The sequence below is a fragment of the Streptomyces sp. NPDC059852 genome (genome assembly GCF_042731455.1).
GTDB lineage: Bacteria > Actinomycetota > Actinomycetes > Streptomycetales > Streptomycetaceae > Streptomyces.
On sequence record NZ_JBHWJK010000014.1, the window covers coordinates 99,100 to 118,058 of the forward strand.

Sequence of the window (18,959 nt, forward strand, 5' to 3'; positions counted from 1 at the left end):
CGGCTCAGCCCGCCTGCGCCAGCCACAGGTCCGGCCCGAACACCTCGTAGTGGATGTCGGCCGCCGCCACGCCCTTGGCGAGCAGCTGCGCGCGCACCGCCCGCATGAACGGCAGCGGACCGCACAGGTAGGCGTGCGTGCCCTCGGGGACGTCCACGTCGGCCAGGTCGACCAGGCCCGTGCGGTGGGACGCCTCGGCGGGGTCGGCGCCGGCCTCGTAGAAGAAGCGGACGGTGGCGTCCGCCAGCTTCCCGGCGTACTGCTCGTGGTCGGCGCGCAGGGCGTGCCCGGCGGGGGAGCGGTCACCGTGCACGACCAGCACCGGGCCCTCGTGCCCGGCGTCCACGAGTTCGCCGAGTATCGCGACGATCGGGGTCACCCCGATGCCGGCGGAGGCCAGCAGCAGCGGCGCGTCCGTGCCGGCGAGCACGAGATCGCCGTACGGCGCCGAGAGGTCCAGCCGGTCGCCGGGCCGTACGTGCGCGTGCAGGTGCCCCGAGACCTCGCCGTCCGGCCCGGCCTCGCCCCGCACGCGCTTGACGCTGAACTGGCGCAGCGGTGAGCCGGGAGCCGCCGAGAGGCTGTACTGGCGGATCTGCCGGGCCCCGTCCGCCAGCTCCACCTGGACCGAGACGTACTGGCCGGCCCGGAAGTCCGGCACGGGCCCGCCGTCGGCCGGACGCACCCGGAACGTGGCGACGTCCTCGGTCTCCTCGACACGCTCCACGACCTCCCAGGAGCGCAGGCCCGCTCCGCCGCGCTCCTCGTGAAGCCGCTTCTCGATCGCGGTCAGGGCGTTCGCCATCAGCCAGTACACCTCGTCCCAGGCGGCCGCGACCTCGGGGGTGACGGCCTCCCCGAGCACCTCGGCGATGGCGGCGAACAGGTGCTCGTGGACGAGCGCGTACTGCTCGGGCACCACGCCCAGGGAGGCGTGCTTGTGCGCGATACGGCTCAGCATCGCGTCCGGCCGCTCGTCGGGGTGGGCCACCAGGTGCGTCGCGAACGCGGCGATCGACCCCGCCAGCGCCTGCCGCTGGGTGCCGGCCGCCTGGTTGCCGCGGTTGAACAGGTCGCGCAGCAGCTCGGGACGGGCGGCGAAGAGGCGGGCGTAGAAGCGCTCGGTGATCTCACCGATGGCCCCGCCGACGACGGGGAGGGTGGCGCGCACGGTGGCGGCGGACTGCTCGGACAGCATCGGGTCTCCTCAGGCTCGACCGGGCGGTGCGGCGGCGACCGCCCGCCCTCATTAAAACTTGCATCCGAGATGCAAATTAAAGCGGGGTCGGTCCGGTGGGGGCGGCCATGACGGATGCCGGGCCGAGCAGGCAATATGGGCGGCAGAGCGGTTCATCCGACACCGCGGCGGGATCCCGACCGTCGTCGGGCGTTCGGCCGGGGTCGGTTCGCGATCAAGGTCCGCAACGCGCCGGAAACGGTGGTGTGGTGGGATGCTCAGGTGCCCGACCGCCTCCCACAGCACCGGGGACAGGCGGCCTGACCAGCAAGGATGGGGAAGCGGAAGATGGACAAGCAGCAGGAGTTCGTGCTCCGGACGTTGGAGGAGCGCGACATCCGGTTCGTACGGCTGTGGTTCACGGACGTGCTGGGCTTCCTCAAGTCCGTGGCCGTGGCCCCCGCCGAGCTGGAGCAGGCCTTCGACGAGGGCATCGGCTTCGACGGCTCCGCGATCGAGGGCTTCGCCCGCGTCTACGAGTCCGACATGATCGCCAAGCCCGACCCGTCGACGTTCCAGATCCTTCCCTGGCGCGCCGAGGCGCCCGGCACGGCCCGGATGTTCTGCGACATCCTCATGCCCGACGGCTCCCCGTCCTTCGCGGACCCGCGCTACGTCCTCAAGCGCGCCCTCGCCCGCACCTCCGACCTGGGCTTCACGTTCTACACGCACCCGGAGATCGAGTTCTTCCTGCTGAAGGACAAGCCGGTCGACGGCACCCGCCCCACCCCGGCCGACAACTCCGGCTACTTCGACCACACCCCGCAGAACATCGGCATGGACTTCCGCCGCCAGGCGATCACCATGCTGGAGTCCATGGGCATCTCCGTGGAGTTCTCCCACCACGAGGGCGCCCCCGGCCAGCAGGAGATCGACCTCCGCTACGCCGACGCGCTCTCCACGGCGGACAACATCATGACGTTCCGCCTGGTCATGAAGCAGGTGGCGCTGGAGCAGGGCGTCCAGGCGACGTTCATGCCGAAGCCGTTCTCCGAGCACCCGGGCAGCGGCATGCACACTCACCTGTCGTTGTTCGAAGGCGACAGGAACGCGTTCTACGAGTCGGGCGCCGAGTACCAGCTCTCCAAGGTGGGCCGCTCCTTCATCGCGGGCCTGCTGCGGCACGCGGCGGAGATCTCCGCGGTCACCAACCAGTGGGTGAACTCCTACAAGCGCATCTGGGGCGGCTCGGAGCGAACGGCAGGCGCCGGCGGCGAGGCCCCCTCCTACATCTGCTGGGGCCACAACAACCGCTCGGCCCTGGTCCGCGTCCCGATGTACAAGCCCGGCAAGACCGGCTCGGCCCGCGTCGAGGTCCGCTCCCTGGACGCCGGCACCAACCCGTACCTCGCCTACGCGGTCCTGCTCGCCGCCGGCCTCAAGGGCATCGAGGAGGGCTACGAACTCCCGCCCGGCGCCGAGGACGACGTGTGGGCCCTCTCCAACGCCGAGCGCCGCGCGATGGGCATCGAGCCCCTCCCGCAGAACCTCGGCGAGGCCCTGACCCTCATGGAGAACAGCGACCTGGTCGCCGAGACCCTCGGCGAGCATGTCTTCGACTTCTTCCTGCGCAACAAGAAGAGCGAGTGGGAGGAGTACCGCAGCGAGGTCACGGCCTTCGAACTGCGGAAGAACCTGCCGGTGCTCTAGGGGCGGGGCAGGTCGTTCTTCTGGATCGGGGGGATGCCTCCGCCGATCGATCCCTCGGTGGCTGCCGTTTCGCGCTGTGCGTCGTGTCAGGGGTTCTAAGGGCCGTCTAAGGCTCGCTCATTAGGAAGGAGGCGTCAGATGAGCGATGCAACCCCTATGCAGGAGGCCAGAGATGGCAGTCGACACAGCGCCGTCCGGGAGAGTGCCGGCCGGTCGGTTGGCAGGCCGGTGGGTGCCGTGGTTGGTGATCGGCCTGTGGTTGGTACTGGCGGCGTTCACGGTGCCGTTGAGCGCGAAGTTGAGTTCGGTCACCACCGACAGCGCCGCGGACACCCTGCCGGCCGGCGCCGAGTCCACCAAGGTCGCGGTACTGGAGGACAGCCTCCCCGACGGTGACGACAACACGTTCGTCTTCGTCTACCACCGTGCCGGCGGAATGACCGGCGCCGACCGCGCGACGGTCGAGCGCCACTACGACACCCTCGCCAAGCGGTACCCGCCGAAGGGGGCGGCCCCGGCCGGCGGCGACGAGGGCCCGCCGACGAGCCCCTCCGCCGACGGCGAGGCGATGATGTTCACCCTCGACGTGAGCACGGCCTACGGCCCCCCGGAGGAGGTCGTCGGCCCGTTGCGTGACGCCGCGAAGGACCGGCCCTCGGGTCTGGAACTCGACGTGACCGGCCCGGGCGCGATCGACGGCGACATGGACGCCGTCTTCGACGGCATCGACGTGCAGGTCCTCCTCACCACCATCGTCGTCGTCACGCTCCTGCTCATCCTCACCTACCGCAGCCCGGTGCTGTGGATCATCCCGCTGATGGCCGTCGGCGCGGCCGCGCTGACCGCGATGGGGACCGTCTACCTCCTCGTCAAGGGCTTCGGCATCGTGGTCAACGACCAGAACTCGGCGCTGCTGACGATCCTGGTGTTCGGCGTCGGCACGGACTACGCACTGTTGCTCATCGCCCGATACCGGGAGGCGCTGCACCACCACGAGAACGTCCGGGTAGCGATGGTCCAGGCGCTGCGCTCCGCGGCGCCGGCCATCGTCGCGTCCGCGGCCACCGTGGTCGCCGGCCTGCTCTGCCTGCTCGTCGCGGACCTGAACAGCACCAGTGGGCTGGGCCCGATCGGCGCGGCCGGCATCCTGTGCGCGCTGGTGGCCATGCTGACGCTGTTCCCCGCGGTGCTCGTCCTGCTCGGCCGGCGGATCTTCTGGCCGGCCATCCCGCGGTTCAGCACCGCCGTGCAGGAGAAGCCGGGGCTGTGGGGACGGCTCGGCGCCGCCATCAGCCGGCGCCGGTGGGTGGCGACGCTCGGCTCGCTCGGAGTGCTCGGCGTGCTCGCCCTCGGGATCGCGGGCAACACCGGTGCCCTGCGGGAGCAGGACCAGTTCCTGTCCGCGCCGGAGTCGGTCACCGGCTTCACCGTCCTGCGCCAGCACTTCCCGGAACTCGGCGGCCAGCCGATGACGGTCTTCACGCGGCCGGCACACCGGGAACGGGTGCTCGACGTCGTCAAGGACACTCCCGGTGTGGCCATGGCCGTCCCCGAGCAGACCAGCGGTGACTGGGCCGGCATCTCCGTGTTCCCGAAGGACGCGCCGGACACCGCCGCGGAGTACGACACGATTCAGCGGGTGCGCACCGCCGTGCACGCGGTGAGCGGGGCGGAGGCGATCGTCGGCGGGCCGAGCGCCGAGAACCTCGACACCGAGGTGACCACCAGGCGCGACGAGAAGCTGGTGATCCCCCTCGTGCTCGCCGTCGTCCTGATCGTCCTCGGGCTGCTGCTGCGCGCGATGGCGGCCCCGCTGGTCCTGATGGCCACCGTGATCGTCTCGTTCGCCGCGGCCTTCGGCGGCAGCGTGTTCGTCTTCGACACGATCCTCGGGTTCCAGGGGATCGACTCCTCGGTGCCGCTGCTGGCGTTCCTGTTCCTGGTGGCGCTCGGCGTCGACTACAACATCTTCCTGGCCAGCCGGGCCCGGGAGGAGACCGTGCGCCTCGGCACCGCAGAGGGCATGCTCAGAGCCCTCTGCGCCACCGGCGGCGTCATCACCTCGGCGGGCCTGGTGCTGGCGGCGACGTTCGCGGTCCTGGTCACCCTTCCGCTGGTGATGCTGGTCGAGGTCGGGTTCCTGGTCGCCTTCGGCGTGCTGCTCGACGCCCTGCTGGTGCGGTCGGTCCTCGTGCCCGCCCTCACCCTGCTGATCGGCCGGCGGATCTGGTGGCCGAGCCGCCTGTCCCGTCCGGCGGCGGAGCCGCCGGCCGTCCGGCAGCCGCTCGCCGACGAAGCGGAGTCCGCGCTGCAACGGTGAGCGTCCGCGCTGCAACGGTGAGCGCGGCGGCCCTGACGAGATCCGGGACGGGGCCCAGGCCCGTCCCGGATCGGTTCAGCGCACCATGGTGTCCTCCCCGGCGGCGCGCCGCGCGGTCGGGGCGGGCGGGTCCGTGGCCGGGAGGTCGACCCGGAGCAGCGCGCCACCGCGTGCGGAGCGGGCGACGGTGGCCCGGCCGGCGTGGGCGTCGACGACCCGCTGCACGATCGACAGCCCCAGACCGGATCCCGGCAACGCCCGGGCGCTGTCGGCACGGTAGAACCGGTCGAACACCCGCGGTACGTCGGCGGCGTCGATGCCCGGCCCGGCGTCGTCGACCTCGAGCACCGCCGACGCGCCCTCGGCACGGAGCCGGACCTGGATCGGCTGGTCCACGGGAGACCACTTGCCGGCGTTGTCGACGAGGTTGAGCACCGCCCGCTCGAGCGCGGCGGGGCGCCCGCTCACCCACACGGAGGTCACGTCGAGCGCGACCTCGATGTCGGGCACGCGGGAACGCGCCCGGGCCACCGCGGCCACCACCACGTCGGCGAGGTCGAGCACCTCGGTGCTCTCGTCGCCGACGTCACCGCGGGCCAGATCGGTCAGCTCGGCGGCGAGGGTGCCCAACTCGGCCACCTGGGCGCCGAGATCGTTGAGCAGCCGGGTCCGGCTCTCCGCCGGCAGCGCGCTGTCCAGGGTGCCGCGCCGATCGAGCCGGATCAGCAGCTCGACGTTGAGGCGCAGGCTGGTGAGCGGGGTCTTGAGCTCGTGGGCGGCGTCCTCGGCGAGCAGCCGCTGGGCCTGCCGGGAATCCCGGAGCGCGGCGAGCATGTCGTTGATCGAGTTGATCAGCCGCCGGATCTCCCCACCGCCCTCGTCCGGGATGCCGGCGTCGAGATCCCGGGTCCGCGCCACACGTACCGCGGCGGCGGTCAGCCGGTCGATCGGTGCCAGCCCGGTCCGCGCCACGGCCCGCCCGACCAGGGCGCCGCCGGCCACGCAGAGCAGCCCGATCAGCAGCATGCCGAACCCGAACCGGTTGACCGGGCTGTCGTCGGCGGCGCGGGCCACCTGGACCGCGCCGTCCCCCGCACGCAGGGTGTAGACGAGGTAGCCGTCCTCGTCGCCGTCGTCCGACTCCATCAGATCGGCGGACGCGCCCCGGGCCACGCGCCCGGCCGGTTCGCCGACCGGGGGCAGCGCGGGCTGGCCGGCCGGCGTCCGGGTCGAACCGTCGGGCAGGACGACCCGCACCAGCCGACCACCACCGGCGTACGGCGGCAGCCGGAGCCGCGCCGGACCGGCGCGCTCCGCGTCCGTCGCCAGGACGCGGGCGTCGGCACGCAGCTGATCCTCGACGGTGTCCCGCAGCTCCCGGTCCATCAGCTCGCTGGCCACCTGGAAGGCCAGGAACACGCTGACCGCGATGGCCGTCGCCGAGATCACCGTCAGCCTGGCCCGCAGGGACCGCCGGCGCCACCATCGGGTCGCTCGGCGCGGTGCCCGGCCGGCGGTCCCGCTCACGGAGGGGTCTCCCGCATCGTGTATCCCAGGCCGCGCAGCGTGTAGATCAGTCGCGGCTCACCCTCCGCCTCCATCTTCCGGCGCAGGTAGCTCACGTACACCTGGAGGTTGTTGGCGGTGGCGCTCATGTCGAAGCCCCAGATCGCCTCGAACAGCGTGTCGCGGGTCAGGACCCGGGTCGCGTTGCGCAGGAACACCTGCAGCAGGGAGAACTCGGTCCGGGTCAGGCGCAGCGCCCGCCCGCCGCGCCACGCCTCGAACCTGTCGGGGTCGAGCCGGACGTCGGCGAACGACAGGATCTGCGACTCCCCGTCGGCCGGCGTGCGCCGGCGCAGCAGGGCCCGCACCCGGGCCAGCAGCTCCTCGGTGGCGAACGGCTTGGGCAGGTAGTCGTCGGCGCCCGCGTCCAGCCCCGTGACCCGGTCGGAGACCTGGTCACGGGCGGTCAGCATCAGCACCGGCAGGTCCCGGCCCGCGGCCCGCAGCCGCCGGCAGGTCTCCAACCCGCCGAGGCGGGGCATCATCACGTCGAGGATCAGCAGATCCAGCGTGTCACCGTCGACCCCGCCCACCCCGTCGAGCACGGCGAGACCGTTGGCGACGGTGCGGGTGTCGTAACCCTCGACCTGGAGCACCCGCTCCAGCGACTCACGGATGGCCGCCTCATCATCCGCGATCATGATCCGCACGCCGGCCCGCCCCCTTCCGGTCGGTGTTTTTGCGGCTCATTGTCGCCGCTCGACCTGAGACGAGCCTGAGAACCCCGGATTTGGCACGGCCGGTCGCGACCCGGGACGACACCTTCTCCCGCCGGGTGGTGGAAGCCCGAGGCGGGCCCTCACCACCCCGGCGTCCTACTCGGACTCGGCCGCCAGCTCCGACAGCACCGCGTGCAGCGGCTGGGTCGCGCGGCGGCGGTACTCCTGGATCGACCAGCCGTTGCCGTCGGGGTCCTTGAAGTACATGAAGGTGGCGCCGTCGTCGGGGGAGTACTGCACCGGCTCCGACACCTCCAGGCCCCGCTCGCGCAGCTCCGCGTACGCCGCCTTGATGTCGGCCACGCAGAGCTGGAGGCCCTGGTAGGAGCCGGGCTCCGGGACGGTCTCGCCCTTGGTCAGGTCCCAGATGCTGTCGCCCAGGGCGATCGAGCAGCCGGAACCGGGCGGGGTCAGCTGGACGATGCGCATGCCCGGCATGACCTCCTGGTCGATGTCGACGTGGAAGCCGACCTTGTCACGGTAGAAGTCACGGGCCCGGTCGATGTCGGTCACGGGCAGCGGGATCACTTCGAGGGTGAAGTCCATCAGCGGTCCTCCGGGGTCGACGGCGGGTCTGCCTGAACGGCTCACCCTTACCGAAGCCGAAATCGGTACGGGGCGCCACCGAAACGCCCGGAACGGGCACACGCGCCCGCCGGCCACCGTGCGGGACGCGTCGGCGCCGACGGCCGCGACTGCGGCTAGGCTCGATCACGTGCGGCCTTGATCGGGTACGGCTTCGGTCGGGACGCGCACCCCTGATGCGTACACCCCTGATCGACGGGAGGGCGAGCATGACGGCGCCGGGACGCAGGAGCAGTACGTTCACTCGGCTGCTGCGGCACGGTTTCACCGACCCGTCCGCCGCCGAACGCCTCCTGGACAGTCCCGACCTCACCCCCCTCAGGAACGACCCGGTCCTCCTGGAGGCCCTGGGCGCCACCGCCGACCCCGACCTCGCGCTGAACGGCCTCGTCCGGCTCACCGAGGCCCAGCCCACCCCCGCCGACCGGCGCGAGCTGCTGGACACGCTGATAGCGGCCAAGCCGCTGCGCGACCGGCTGCTCGGCGTGCTCGGTGCCTCCGCCGCCCTCGCCGACCACCTCGCCCGGCACCCCGGCGACTGGCAGGTCCTGGTCACCTACGAGCCCCGCGACCTGCACCCGGAGGTGGAGGAGTTCGAACGGGCCCTCGCCGAGGCCGGCGACCCCGTCGCCCTGCGCGTCGCCTACCGGCGCTGCCTGCTCTCCATCGCCGCCCGCGACGTGTGCGGCACCACCGACCTCGCCCAGACCGCCGCCGAGCTCGCCGACCTCGCCACCGCCACCCTGCGCGCCGCCCTCGCCCTGGCCACCGCCGACGCCCCGCAGGACGCCGAGCAGTGCCGGCTCGCGGTGATCGCGATGGGCAAGTGCGGCGGCCACGAGCTCAACTACGTCTCCGACGTCGACGTCATCTTCGTCGGCGAGAGCGCCGGCGGCGCCGACGAGGGCAAGGCCCTGCAGGCCGCCACCCGGCTCGCCTCGCACATGATGCGGATCTGCTCCGAGACCACCGTCGAGGGCTCCATCTGGCCCGTCGACGCCAACCTGCGCCCCGAGGGCCGCAACGGCCCCCTGGTGCGCACCCTCAGCAGCCACCTCGCCTACTACCAGCGCTGGGCCAAGACCTGGGAGTTCCAGGCCCTGCTCAAGGCCCGCCCGGTCGCGGGCGACCTGGAGCTGGGCGCCGAGTACGTCGCCGCGCTGCGGCCCCTCGTATGGAAGGCCGCCGAGCGCGACAACTTCGTCGCGGACGTGCAGAAGATGCGCCGCCGCGTCGTCGAGAACATCCCGGTGTCCGAGGTGGACCGCCAGCTCAAGCTCGGCCCCGGCGGCCTGCGGGACGTCGAGTTCGCCGTGCAGCTGCTCCAGCTGGTGCACGGCCGCGACGACGCCGCCCTGCGCAGCGGCACCACCCTGGACGCCCTCCAGGCCCTCGCCGCAGGCGGCTACGTCGGCCGGGCCGACGCCGCCCAGCTCGACGCCGCCTACCGCTTCCTGCGCTCCATGGAGCACCGCATCCAGCTGCACCGGCTGCGCCGCACCCACCTGGTCCCCGAGGACGACGCCGACCTGCGCCGCATCGGCCGCTCCCTCGGTCTGCGCGCGGACCCGGTCGCCGAGCTGACCCGCGAGTGGAAACGGCACAGCAGCGTCGTACGGCGGCTGCACGAGAAGCTGTTCTACCGGCCGCTGCTGGACGCCGTCGCCCAGCTCGCCCCGGGCGAGGCGCGGCTCAGCGCGGGCGCGGCCCGGGAACGGCTCATCGCCCTCGGCTACGCCGACCCCGCGTCGGCGCTGCGGCACCTGGAGGCGCTGGCCTCCGGGGTGACCCGCGCGGCGGCGATCCAGCGCACCCTGCTGCCCGTCCTGCTGGGCTGGTTCGCGGACTCCGCCGATCCGGACTCCGGGCTGCTGAACTTCCGCAAGGTCTCCGACGCGCTCGGCAAGACGCCCTGGTACCTGCGGCTGCTGCGCGACGAGGGCGCCGCCGCCGAGAACCTCGCCCGGGTCCTGTCGGCGGGCCGGCTCGCCCCCGACCTGCTGATGCGGGCGCCGGAGGCCGTCGCGCTGCTCGGCGACGGCGACGGTGGCACCGGTCTGGAGCCACGCTCGCGGGCCCATCTGGAGCAGGAGGTCCTGGCCGCGGTCCGCCGCGCCGACAACGCCGTCCAGGCCGTCACGGCGGCCCGTGGCGTCCGGCGCCGCGAGCTGTTCCGTACGGCCGCCGCCGACATCGTGGACTCCTACGGCACCGAGACCAAGCCGGCCGAGGCCGACCAGGGCGCCCTCGTGGACCGGGTCGGCGCCGCCGTCTCCGACCTCACGGCGGCGACGCTGGCCGGCACCCTGCGCGCGGTCGTCCGCGAGGGCTGGGGCGACACCCTGCCCACCCGCTTCGCGATCATCGGCATGGGCCGCTTCGGCGGGCACGAGCTGGGCTACGGCAGCGACGCGGACGTCCTCTTCGTGCACGAGCCGCGCGACGGCGTCGACGACCAGGAGGCCGCCGCCGCGGCCAACCGCGTGGTGGCGGAGATGCGGCGGCTGCTCCAGATCCCCAGCGCGGACCCGCCGCTGCTGATCGACGCCGACCTGCGCCCCGAGGGCAAGTCCGGGCCGCTGGTGCGCACCCTGAAGTCGTACGCGGCCTACTACCGGCGCTGGTCGCTGGGGTGGGAGTCGCAGGCGCTGCTGCGGGCCGAGCCGGTCGCCGGCGACGAGGAGCTGGCCGGACGGTTCGTGGAGCTGATCGACCCGCTGCGCTATCCCGCGCGAGGGCTCGACGAGGAGGCCGTACGGGAGATCAGGCGGCTGAAGGCACGCATGGAGTCCGAGCGCCTGCCACGCGGCGCCGACCCGAAGCTGCACACCAAGCTCGGCCCCGGCGGACTCTCGGACGTCGAGTGGACCGTGCAGCTGCTCCAGCTGCGGCACGCGGCCGAGGAGCCGGGACTGCGCACCACCCGCACCCGCCAGGCGCTGTCCGCCGCCCGCGCGGCCGGGCTCATCGGCGAGGAGGACGCCGGGATCCTGGACGAGGCGTGGGTGCTGGCGACCCGTGTGCGCAACGCCGTGATGCTGGTGCGCGGACGCGCCGGCGACACCTTCCCTTCGGACCCGCGCGAGCTGGCGGCGGTCGGCCGGTACCTGGGGTACGAGCCCGGTCACGTCGGCGACATGCTGGACGACTACCGCCGTACCGCCCGGCGGGCACGCGGCGTGGTGGACGAGCTGTTCTACGGGGGGTGAGCCGGCGGCTAGGGGCCTGAGGGAGCGCGGGCCGGGACCGGCGGGTTCTCCTCCTCGGCGGCCGCCGGTGCCGGCCGTACGCCCGCGCCCGGCGACGGCGGTTTCGCGGCCCCCGGCCGTTCGGGAACCGCCTGGGGGAGCCGGTAGGGCAGCGCCCCGTACCAGAGGCGGGCCACCGCGTAGCCGAAGGCCAGGCAGATCAGACCGCCGACCGCGTCGAGCCAGAAGTGGTTGGCCGTCGCGACGATCACGACGAGGGTCGCCACCGGATAGAGCAGGCCGAGGACGCGGACCCAGGGGGTCCTTGCCAGGATGAAGATCGTCAGGCCGCTCCACACCGACCAGCCGATGTGCATGGACGGCATCGCGGCGTACTGGTTCGACATGTTCTTCAGGTCGCCGGAGGCCATCGAACCCCAGGTGTCGTGAGCCAGGACCGTGTCGATGAACCCGGTGTTCGTCATCAGCCGCGGGGGAGCGAGCGGATACAGGTAGTAACCGACCAGGGCCACACCGGTGGTGACGAAGAGGACCAGGCGGGTCGCCGCGTAACGGCCGGGGTGCCGGCGGAACAGCCAGACCAGCACCGCGAGTGTCACCACGAAGTGCAGCGTGGCGTAGTAGTAGTTCATTCCGACGATCAGCCAAGTCACGCCGTTCACCGCGTGGTTCACGGACTCCTCGACGGCGATGCCGAGAGCGTGCTCGAGCCGCCACAGCCAGTCGGCGTTGCTCAGGGCTTGCGCGCGCTGCTCCGGGACGGCGTTGCGGATCAGGGAGTACGTCCAGTAACTCACCGCGATCAGCAGGATCTCGAACCACAGACGTGGTCGTCGCGGGGTGCGCAGACGTCGTAGGAGTCCCGGTCCCGTCCTCTCCGCGACGAGGTGCGGGACGGCTTCTTCAGGGCCTTCGCGTGTCGTCACGGTAGCGTCACCCATAGGCACAGAGTCTGCCAGAAAAGACTTCTTCGACCGATCATCCTCCGGTCGGGTCCGTGACGCACGTTCTGCCGCTTTCCTCCTCCCGGGGGAGTACGCCGCAGGTCCCGGTGCCCCCTAGGGGCGGGCCCGGTCGCCGGGTGCGGAGGCCGTCGAGCCGCGGACGACCAGCTCCGGCATGAAGACGAACTCGCTGTGCGGGGCCGGGGTTCCGCCGATCTCCTCGAGCAGGGTGCGCACGGCGGCCTGGCCCATGGCCGGGACCGGCTTGCGCACGGTGGTGAGGGGCGGGTCGGTGAAGGCGATCAGCGGGGAGTCGTCGAAGCCGACCACCGAGATGTCGGTGGGGACCTCCAGCCCCTGCTGACGGGCCGCCCGTATCGCGCCCAGCGCCATCATGTCGCTGGCGCAGACGACGGCCGTGCAGTCACGGGCGATGAGGGCGGTGGCGGCGGCCTGCCCGCCCTCCAGCGTGTACAGCGAGTGCTGCACCAGGTCCCGCTCGACGACGTCCGGGGCCAGGTTCAGCTGGTCCTGCACGGTCCGCACGAACCCCTCGATCTTGCGCTGCACCGGCACGAACCGCTTCGGGCCGAGGGCCAGACCGATCCGGGTGTGCCCGAGGGAGACGAGGTGGGTCACCGCCAGGGACATCGCCGCCCGGTCGTCGGGGGAGATGAAGGGCGCCTGGACCTTGGGGGAGAAGCCGTCGACGAGGACGAAGGGGACGCCCTGGGCGCGCAGCCGCTCGTAGCGCTGCATGTCCGCGGTGGTGTCCGCGTGCAGACCGGAGACGTAGATGATGCCCGCGACCCCCCGGTCCACGAGCATCTCGGTGAGCTCGTCCTCCGTGGACCCGCCGGGCGTCTGGGTGGCCAGCACGGGCGTGTAGCCCTGCCGGGTCAGCGCCTGGCCGATGACCTGGGCGAGCGCCGGGAATATCGGGTTCTCCAGCTCGGGTGTGATCAGGCCGACCAGGCCCTCGCTGCGCTGACGCAGCCGCACCGGACGCTCGTAGCCGAGCACGTCGAGTGCGGCCAGCACGGACTGGCGGGTGGTGGCGGCGACGCCCGGCTTCCCGTTGAGGACGCGGCTGACGGTCGCTTCGCTCACCCCCGCCTGAGCAGCGATGTCGGCAAGCCGTGTGGTCACGGCACTGGACTGTACCTGTCGTATGCCGCCTTGCACACCAATCGGACGCCGAGGGCGACCCGTTGGCCGGCCCGTGCGGGGCTGCTGCGTCATCGCGCTCCCTCGTGGAAGTCATGGCAAGAGCTTGCAGAGTCTTGCACAAGTGGACCGCGTGCCGCTCCACCCCAGTAAGGAAGCGTCTCACAGTGGTCGCCGGACGGTCACGCCGGGATAACTTCCGTGTTCCCTTGCACTTTTTTGCTGCAAGGTCTTTCGCAAGGATTGCATCGCTGTTACGTTCACGTCGCCCGGCGGCCGCAAAGGCGCAGTCGGCACGACAGCAGGGGCAGGCAGACGGGGCCGCCCCCGCATCACACGGGCTTTCACCCTCAAGGAGAACTCATGCGGCGTGGCATAGCGGCCACCGCGCTGGTGGCGTCCCTCGCCCTCGCGGCGACGGCCTGCGGCGGGGACGACAGCGGCAGCGACTCGAGCGGTCCGGTCACCATCACCTGGTGGGACACCTCCAACGCGACCAACGAGGCGCCGACGTACAAGGCCTTGGTCAAGGAGTTCGAGGCCGCCAACAAGGACATCAAGGTCAAGTACGTCAACGTCCCCTTCGACCAGGCGCAGAACAAGTTCGACACCGCCGCCGGTTCCAAGGGTGCCCCCGACGTCCTGCGCTCCGAGGTCGGCTGGACCCCGGCCTTCGCCAAGAAGGGCTTCTTCCTGCCGCTGGACGGCACGGACGCCCTCGCCGAGCAGGACAAGTTCAAGTCCAACCTGCTGGAGCAGGCCAAGTACGAGGGCAAGACGTACGGCGTCCCGCTCGTCACGGACACGCTCGCGCTCGTCTACAACAAGCAGCTCTTCGAGAAGGCCGGCATCAGCGAGGCCCCCAAGACCTGGGACGACCTCAAGAAGGCCGCCGCCACGATCAAGGGCAAGACCGGCGTCGACGGCTACTGGGGCTCCACCCAGGCCTACTACGCCCAGTCCTTCCTCTACGGCGAGGGCACCGACACCGTCGACGCCGGCGCCAAGAAGATCACCGTCAACTCGGCGGAGGCGAAGAAGGCGTACGGCACCTGGCTGGACCTGTTCGACGGCAAGGGCCTGCACAAGGCCGACACGACCGCCGACGCGTACGCCCACATCCAGGACGCGTTCGTCAACGGCAAGGTCGCCGCGATCGTCCAGGGCCCCTGGGAGATCACGAACTTCTACAAGGGCACCGCGTTCAAGGACAAGGCCAACCTCGGCATCGCCACCGTCCCGGCCGGCTCCAGCGGCAAGGCGGGCGCCCCGACCGGCGGCCACAACCTGTCCGTCTACGCCGGCTCCGACGAGGCCCACCAGAAGGCCGCGCTGAAGTTCGTGAACTTCATGACGTCGGCGAAGTCCCAGGAGGCCATCGCGCTGAAGAACAGCACGCTGCCCACCCGTGACGACGCGTACACCGACAAGGTCAAGGCCGACCCGGGCATCGCCGGCTACCAGGGCGTCCTCGCCGCCGCCCAGCCGCGCCCGGCGCTGCCGGAGTACAGCTCCCTGTGGGGCCCGCTCGACACCGAGCTGCCCAAGATCGCGGGTGGCAAGGAGTCCCTGGACAAGGGCCTGAGCACCGCCGAGACGGCCATCGCCAAGCTGGTGCCCGACTTCAGCAAGTGAGCACCGCGTGGCCGCCGGACCGCCCTGTTGGGGCGGGGCGATCCGGCGGCCGCCCGGCCGTCCCACCGGCCGTCCCCCTCGGACTTCTTGAACTCCCAGAAGGTGTCGAACCATGACAGTCGCCATCGACCGCGCGACCGGCAAGCGCCGCGGTGACCGTGCGCCCCGGCCAGGGCTCGGGCAGCGCCTGAAGCACAGCTACCAGAAGCACTGGTACGCGTACGCGATGATCGCCCCGGTGATCGTCGTGCTCGGCATCCTCGTGCTGTATCCGCTGGCCTACGGTCTGTACCTCACGCTGACCGACGCCAACAGCCTCAACACCGCGCGCACGATCGGCGTCAACGAGATCGAGGCGACGTACAAGTTCATCGGCTTCGACAACTACGCCGACATCCTCTGGGGCGACACCTCCTACGACCGCTTCTGGTCGCACTTCATCTGGACGATCGTGTGGACGGCCGCCTGTGTGGTCCTGCACTACTCGATCGGCCTCGGCCTCGCCCTGCTGCTCAACCAGAAGCTGCGCGGCCGCACCCTCTACCGCCTCGTCCTGGTCCTGCCGTGGGCCGTGCCGACCTTCGTCACCGTGTTCGGCTGGCGGTTCATGCTCGCGGACGGCGGCATCATCAACTCCGCGCTGGACAGCCTGCACCTGCCGACCCCGCTGTGGCTGGAGGACACCTTCTGGCAGCGGTTCGCGGCGATCATGGTCAACACCTGGTGCGGTGTGCCGTTCATGATGGTCTCCCTGCTCGGCGGCCTGCAGTCCATCGACGCCTCCCTCTACGAGGCCGCGGAGATGGACGGCGCCAGCGCCTGGCAGCGCTTCCGGTACGTCACCCTGCCCGGCCTGCGGACGGTCAGCTCCACCGTGGTCCTGCTCGGCATCATCTGGACCTTCAACCAGTTCGCCGTGATCTTCCTGCTCTTCGGCAACACCGCCCCCGACGCGCAGATCCTGGTCACCTGGGCCTACTACCTCGGCTTCGGACAGCAACCGCGTGACTTCGCCCAGTCCGCCGCCTACGGCATCCTGCTGCTGGGCATCCTGATCGTCTTCACCTCGTTCTACCGCCGCTGGCTGAACCGCAACGAGCAGCAGCTCGCGATCTGAGGCAGGAGTTCTTCATGAGTACCACCACGGCCCAGACCTCCGCCGCGGCGACCGAACCCGAGAGCCCGCAGAACAAGCCCCGCCGCACCCGGCGGCGCGGTGAGACGAGCCTCGCCGGCTCCCTCGCCTCCCACGGCGTGCTCACCGCCGCGAGCCTGATCGCCCTGTTCCCCGTCCTGTGGCTGGTGTACCTGTCACTGGGCCCGGACAAGGACGACTATCTGCACCCCGGGCGCATCTGGTCGAAGATGACGTTCGACAACTACGCGTTCGTCCTGTCGGACACGAACTTCTTCGACTGGCTGAAGAGTTCGCTGATCGTGTCGCTGGGCACCACCGTGATCGGCGTCCTGATCGCCGCCACCACCGGCTACGCGGTCTCCCGTATGCGTTTCCCCGGCTACCGCAAGTTCATGTGGGTCCTGCTGGTCACCCAGATGTTCCCGATCGCGGTCCTGATCGTGCCGATGTACCAGATCCTCTCGGAGCTGGGCCTCATCGACACCTACCTCGGCCTGATCCTCGTCTACTGCTCGACCGCGGTGCCGTACTGCGCCTGGCTGCTCAAGGGCTACTTCGACACCATCCCGTTCGAGATCGACGAGGCCGGACGCGTCGACGGCCTCACCCCGTTCGGCACCTTCGCGCGGCTGATCCTGCCGCTCGCCAAGCCGGGCCTGGCGGTCGCCGCCTTCTACAGCTTCATCACCGCCTTCGGCGAGGTGGCCTTCGCCACCACCTTCCTGCTCGACGACGAGAAGTACACGCTCGCCGTCGGCCTGCAGAGCTTCGTCAGCGAGCACGACGCCCAGCGCAACCTCATGGCGGCCACGGCCGTGCTGATCGCGATACCGGTCTCCCTCTTCTTCTACCTCGTGCAGAAGAACCTGGTCACCGGCCTCACCGCCGGCGGCACCAAGGGCTGAGCCGGCCCCGAGAACCCGAGGCGGCCGCCGTGTCCATCCGACCCCGCTGTCACTGCGGCCGCCTCGTCGTCCGCCGCCCGCACGCGCACGACGCAGACCCGACGACTCCTTCTCCCGCCCGCGACACCGTCCGGGCGGGAGACCCCCACCGCATCAAGGAAGCCATGAGCCAGTACCCCACCGCCCCGGCCGAGACCGCTGCCGTCGCCACCGTCGCCAAGCGCCGTGACTGGTGGCGCGACGCGGTGATCTACCAGGTCTACCCGCGCAGCTTCGCCGACAGCAACGGCGACGGCATGGGCGACCTGGAAGGCATCCGTTCCCGCCTGCCGTACCTGCGCGACCTCGGTGTCGACGCCGTGTGGCTGAGCCCCTTCTACGCCTCCCCGCAGGCCGACGCCGGCTACGACGTCGCCGACTACCGGGCCGTCGACCCGATGTTCGGCAACCTGCTGGACGCCGACGCGCTGATCCGCGACGCCCGCGAACTGGGCCTGCGCGTCATCGTCGACCTGGTCCCCAACCACTCCTCGGACCAGCACGAGTGGTTCAAGCGCGCCCTCGCCGAGGGCCCCGGCTCGCCGCTGCGCGACCGCTACCACTTCCGCCCCGGCAAGGGCGCGAACGGCGAACTCCCGCCGAACGACTGGGAGTCCATCTTCGGCGGCCCCGCCTGGACCCGGGTCACCGAGCCGGACGGCACCCTGGGCGAGTGGTACCTGCACCTGTTCGCGCCCGAGCAGCCCGACTTCAACTGGGAGCACCCGGCGGTCGGTGACGAGTTCCGCTCCATCCTGCGGTTCTGGCTGGACATGGGCGTGGACGGCTTCCGTATCGACGTCGCCCACGGCATGGTCAAGGCCGAGGGCCTGCCCGACCTGGGCTCCCACGACGAGATGCGTCTGCTGGGCAACGATGTCACCCCGTTCTTCGACCAGGACGGTGTCCACGACATCTACCGGCAGTGGCGGCGCATCCTCGACGAGTACAGCGGCGAGCGCATCTTCGTCGCCGAGGCGTGGACCCCGACCGTCGAGCGCACCGCCAACTACGTCCGCCCGGACGAGCTGCACCAGGCGTTCAACTTCCAGTACCTGGCCACCGCCTGGGACGCCGCCGAGCTGCGCGAGGTCGTCGACCGCACCCTGGAGGCCATGCGCCCCGTCGGCGCCCCCGCCACCTGGGTGCTGTCCAACCACGACGTCACCCGGCACGCCACCCGCTTCGCCAACCCGGCCGGCCTCGGCACCCAGATCCGCACCGCCGGCGACCGCGCCCTCGGCCTGCGCCGCGCCCGCGCCGCCACCCTGCTGATGCTGGCCCTGCCCGGCTCGGCGTACGTGTACCAGGGCGAGGAGCTGGGCCTGCCGGACGTCGTGGACCTGCCGGACGAGGTGCGCCAGGACCCGGCGTACTTCCGCGGCGAGGGCCAGGACGGCTTCCGCGACGGCTGCCGGGTGCCGATCCCGTGGACGCGCACCGGATCGTCGTACGGCTTCGGCGCGGGCGGCAGCTGGCTGCCGCAGCCGCAGGGCTGGGGCGAGCTGAGCGTCGAGGCGCAGACCGGCGACCCGGACTCCACCCTGGAGCTGTACCGCGCGGCGCTGGCCGCCCGCCGTGCCCACCCCGACCTCGGCGCCGGGGACGCCGTGGAGTGGCTGCGGGCCCCCGAGGGCGTCCTCGCCTTCCGGCGCGGGGAGTTCGTCTGCGTGGCGAACACCGGCACCGAGTCGGTGACGATCCCGGCGTACGGGCGGCTGCTGCTCGCCAGCGGTGAGATCACCGAGACGGATGGCGAGGCGAAGCTGCCGGGCGACACCACGGTGTGGTGGACGACGGCCTCCTGACGGCCGTTCTGCAAGAATTTTCATCCAACTTCGGACG

13 protein-coding genes are annotated in these 18,959 nt (G+C 71.4%); 7 read left to right on the forward strand and 6 right to left on the reverse strand.

Going from position 1 to position 18,959, the window contains the following annotated elements:
- Window positions 1-4 precede the first annotated feature (4 nt).
- Window positions 5-1,198: a globin domain-containing protein gene (locus ACFV46_RS19650; RefSeq protein ID WP_385499000.1), complete on the reverse strand. Its 1,194-nt coding sequence runs from the start codon at window positions 1,196-1,198 to the stop codon at window positions 5-7.
- A 327-nt stretch (window positions 1,199-1,525) separates the two neighbouring features.
- On the opposite strand from ACFV46_RS19650, the gene glnA reads away from it, so the two are divergent.
- Window positions 1,526-2,887 carry a type I glutamate--ammonia ligase gene (gene glnA, locus ACFV46_RS19655; protein WP_055620935.1) on the forward strand — a complete coding sequence of 454 codons (1,362 nt, stop codon included), beginning with the start codon at window positions 1,526-1,528 and terminating at the stop codon, window positions 2,885-2,887.
- A gap of 172 nt (window positions 2,888-3,059) precedes the next feature.
- Window positions 3,060-5,207: an MMPL family transporter gene (locus tag ACFV46_RS19660; protein WP_385499002.1), complete on the forward strand. Its 2,148-nt coding sequence runs from the start codon at window positions 3,060-3,062 to the stop codon at window positions 5,205-5,207.
- A 75-nt stretch (window positions 5,208-5,282) separates the two neighbouring features.
- Here the strand turns inward: ACFV46_RS19660 and ACFV46_RS19665 are convergent, their stop codons facing one another.
- From ACFV46_RS19665 to ACFV46_RS19675, 3 genes are all read right to left on the reverse strand, one after another.
- Window positions 5,283-6,734: an ATP-binding protein gene (locus ACFV46_RS19665; protein ID WP_385499003.1), complete on the reverse strand. Its 1,452-nt coding sequence runs from the start codon at window positions 6,732-6,734 to the stop codon at window positions 5,283-5,285.
- Window positions 6,731-7,423, reverse strand: a complete 693-nt coding sequence (locus tag ACFV46_RS19670) for a response regulator transcription factor (protein WP_385499004.1) — start codon at window positions 7,421-7,423, stop codon at window positions 6,731-6,733. The genes ACFV46_RS19665 and ACFV46_RS19670 overlap by 4 nt, the downstream gene beginning before the upstream one ends.
- Window positions 7,424-7,588: 165 nt before the next feature.
- Window positions 7,589-8,038, reverse strand: a complete 450-nt coding sequence (locus ACFV46_RS19675) for a VOC family protein (protein WP_361932010.1) — start codon at window positions 8,036-8,038, stop codon at window positions 7,589-7,591.
- A gap of 248 nt (window positions 8,039-8,286) precedes the next feature.
- On the opposite strand from ACFV46_RS19675, the gene ACFV46_RS19680 reads away from it, so the two are divergent.
- A complete protein-coding gene (locus ACFV46_RS19680; protein WP_385499005.1) occupies window positions 8,287-11,286 on the forward strand; it encodes a bifunctional [glutamine synthetase] adenylyltransferase/[glutamine synthetase]-adenylyl-L-tyrosine phosphorylase in 3,000 nt (999 codons plus the stop codon).
- Window positions 11,287-11,294: 8 nt separating this feature from the next.
- Here the strand turns inward: ACFV46_RS19680 and ACFV46_RS19685 are convergent, their stop codons facing one another.
- A complete protein-coding gene (locus tag ACFV46_RS19685) occupies window positions 11,295-12,227 on the reverse strand; it encodes a phosphatase PAP2 family protein (protein ID WP_361932006.1) in 933 nt (310 codons plus the stop codon).
- A 117-nt stretch (window positions 12,228-12,344) separates the two neighbouring features.
- Window positions 12,345-13,379, reverse strand: coding sequence for a LacI family DNA-binding transcriptional regulator (locus tag ACFV46_RS19690; RefSeq protein WP_361932002.1), 1,035 nt, complete (start codon window positions 13,377-13,379; stop codon window positions 12,345-12,347).
- Between the two features lie 381 nt (window positions 13,380-13,760).
- On the opposite strand from ACFV46_RS19690, the gene ACFV46_RS19695 reads away from it, so the two are divergent.
- From ACFV46_RS19695 to ACFV46_RS19710, 4 genes are all read left to right on the forward strand, one after another.
- A complete protein-coding gene (locus tag ACFV46_RS19695) occupies window positions 13,761-15,032 on the forward strand; it encodes an extracellular solute-binding protein (RefSeq protein WP_385499007.1) in 1,272 nt (423 codons plus the stop codon).
- Window positions 15,033-15,144: 112 nt separating this feature from the next.
- Window positions 15,145-16,149 carry a sugar ABC transporter permease gene (locus ACFV46_RS19700; RefSeq protein ID WP_361931996.1) on the forward strand — a complete coding sequence of 335 codons (1,005 nt, stop codon included), beginning with the start codon at window positions 15,145-15,147 and terminating at the stop codon, window positions 16,147-16,149.
- Between the two features lie 14 nt (window positions 16,150-16,163).
- Window positions 16,164-17,075, forward strand: coding sequence for a sugar ABC transporter permease (locus ACFV46_RS19705; protein ID WP_361931993.1), 912 nt, complete (start codon window positions 16,164-16,166; stop codon window positions 17,073-17,075).
- Window positions 17,076-17,239: 164 nt separating this feature from the next.
- A complete protein-coding gene (locus tag ACFV46_RS19710) occupies window positions 17,240-18,922 on the forward strand; it encodes a glycoside hydrolase family 13 protein (protein ID WP_361931991.1) in 1,683 nt (560 codons plus the stop codon).
- Window positions 18,923-18,959 lie beyond the last annotated feature (37 nt).

What these genes read in the sequence shown, in the direction of transcription:
- ACFV46_RS19650 (WP_385499000.1), bottom strand. Translation starts at nt 1,198, where the DNA reads ATGCTGTCCGAGCAGTCCGCCGCCACCGTGCGCGCCACCCTCCCCGTC.
- glnA (WP_055620935.1), top strand. Translation starts at nt 1,526, where the DNA reads ATGGACAAGCAGCAGGAGTTCGTGCTCCGGACGTTGGAGGAGCGCGAC.
- ACFV46_RS19660 (WP_385499002.1), top strand. Translation starts at nt 3,060, where the DNA reads ATGGCAGTCGACACAGCGCCGTCCGGGAGAGTGCCGGCCGGTCGGTTG.
- ACFV46_RS19675 (WP_361932010.1), bottom strand. Translation starts at nt 8,038, where the DNA reads ATGGACTTCACCCTCGAAGTGATCCCGCTGCCCGTGACCGACATCGAC.
- ACFV46_RS19680 (WP_385499005.1), top strand. Translation starts at nt 8,287, where the DNA reads ATGACGGCGCCGGGACGCAGGAGCAGTACGTTCACTCGGCTGCTGCGG.
- ACFV46_RS19685 (WP_361932006.1), bottom strand. Translation starts at nt 12,227, where the DNA reads ATGGGTGACGCTACCGTGACGACACGCGAAGGCCCTGAAGAAGCCGTC.
- ACFV46_RS19695 (WP_385499007.1), top strand. Translation starts at nt 13,761, where the DNA reads ATGCGGCGTGGCATAGCGGCCACCGCGCTGGTGGCGTCCCTCGCCCTC.
- ACFV46_RS19700 (WP_361931996.1), top strand. Translation starts at nt 15,145, where the DNA reads ATGACAGTCGCCATCGACCGCGCGACCGGCAAGCGCCGCGGTGACCGT.
- ACFV46_RS19705 (WP_361931993.1), top strand. Translation starts at nt 16,164, where the DNA reads ATGAGTACCACCACGGCCCAGACCTCCGCCGCGGCGACCGAACCCGAG.
- ACFV46_RS19710 (WP_361931991.1), top strand. Translation starts at nt 17,240, where the DNA reads ATGAGCCAGTACCCCACCGCCCCGGCCGAGACCGCTGCCGTCGCCACC.